2 protein-coding genes are annotated in these 1,680 nt (G+C 73.3%); one reads left to right on the top strand and one right to left on the bottom strand.

Annotated features, from left to right (window positions below):
* Positions 1–80 precede the first annotated feature (80 nt).
* Positions 81–572 (bottom strand): inorganic diphosphatase, encoded by a 492-nt coding sequence (locus ACFXB5_RS42380; protein WP_201852602.1) that lies wholly within the window; start codon positions 570–572, stop codon positions 81–83.
* Between the two features lie 86 nt (positions 573–658).
* Between ACFXB5_RS42380 and ACFXB5_RS42375 the strand changes: the two genes are divergently transcribed.
* Positions 659–1,680, top strand: a 1,022-nt coding sequence (locus ACFXB5_RS42375) for a D-alanyl-D-alanine carboxypeptidase (protein ID WP_385218868.1), incomplete at its 3' end; no start/stop codon positions are given.

The following is a 1,680-nucleotide window of genomic DNA, read 5'->3' as shown; positions in this document are numbered from 1 at the left end:
ACCCCCCACCCCGGCTCCCCCACCCGCTGTGTGGCGCGCACACACTCTCAGCGCCCCCCACCACACCGCGTGATCAGGACTCAGTGGCCGCCGGCGGCCTCGAGACGCTTGATGGACGCCTCCACCTCGGCCTCGGCGTCGGCGCGGCCCACCCAGTTGGCCCCCTCGACCGACTTCCCCGGCTCCAGGTCCTTGTAGACCTCGAAGAAGTGCTGGATTTCCAGGCGGTCGAACTCTGAAACGTGGTGAATATCACGCAGGTGCTCCACCCGGGGGTCGGAGGCCGGTACGCAAAGCAGCTTGTCATCGCCGCCCGCCTCGTCGGTCATCCTGAACATGCCGATGGCGCGGCACTTGATCAGGCAGCCGGGGAACGTCGGCTCGTCGAGAATGACCAGTGCGTCCAGCGGATCACCGTCCTCGCCGAGGGTGTTCTCGACGAAGCCGTAGTCCGCGGGGTAGCTGGTCGACGTGAAGAGTCGCCGGTCAAGGCGGATGCGACCCGTCTCGTGGTCCACCTCGTACTTGTTCCGCGAACCCTTCGGGATCTCGATGGTGACGTCGAACTCCACGGGTGGCTCCTCCATGATCAACACATACGTCTGGTGATTAAGTGTCCCCCACGCAGGTGTGTGGTGGCGAAAGGGGCTGGTCGGTCGTGCCTGAAGCCCGATCGTGGCAGGTCAGGGAGTGGCTGAGCCACCGGCTGAGCCGTGGGCGACGCGAGTTGGACCGGATGCGCGGGCGTGGGCTGCGCGAGTGGAACCGCGTGCGCGCCCGTATCCGGCGCGAATGGCGCAATACGCCCCGCGAGCGGCAGCGGACCTGGCAGCTGGTGGCGGTCTCCGCCGCGACCGGCCTGGTCGTCGCCGTGGTGTCGGTGCTGGTGGCCGGGCCCTGGGACGGCGGTCAGCGGACGGCCGAACGCGCCCGCGCCACCGATGACGGTGCCCCGGGCGAGCGGCACGGGGGCCCGGGGCGGCCCGCGCCCAGCGCCGCTCCCGTCCTGGCGGCGCTCGGCACGCGGCCCGCGCCCCGGTCGCCGGACAGCGGTGGCGACGCCGTGCCGCCGCCCACCGGCGCGGGGCTCGCCGACACCCTCGAACCGCTGCTGAAGGATCCCGCGTTGGGCGATGAGCGCTCGGTGGCGGTGATGGACGTGACCACCGGTCAGCAGGTGTTCGGCGCCAAGGCGGGCACGGCCGCCGTCCCCGCCTCCACGATCAAGCTCGCGACCGGTGCCGCGGCCCTCTCCGCCCTCGGCCCGGACCACCGCATCAGGACCAGCGTCGTGGCGGGCGCGGGCAAGGACGACATCGTGCTGGTCGGCGGCGGCGACCCGACGCTCACCGCGCGGGCCGCCAAGGGGGACGACCACCCCGCCGCGCTCCGCCAGTTGGCCGATGACACCGCCCGCGCCCTGAAGAAGCGCGGCGCGGGCCCCTACCGGCTCGGCTACGACACCTCGCTCTACGCCGGGCCGAAGCTCCACACCATCGGCCCCAACGAGAACCTCTCGCCCGTCGTCCCCCTGATGGCCGATGAGGGCCGTAAGGACGACAGCGACCACGGCCCGGCCCCGCGCGCCGAGGGGCCCGCCCCCCCGCCGGGGCGGGGGGGCGGCCCGCGGGGTGGCGCGCCCCCCGGGGGGGGGGTGGGGGCAACCCCCGCGGGGGCGCG

This window comes from Streptomyces sp. NPDC059455, assembly GCF_042750115.1.
In the GTDB taxonomy this organism is placed as follows: Bacteria; Actinomycetota; Actinomycetes; order Streptomycetales; family Streptomycetaceae; genus Streptomyces; species Streptomyces endocoffeicus.
The sequence above is the reverse complement of the archived record's forward strand: the minus strand, read 5'-3'. Positions and strand labels throughout refer to the sequence as shown.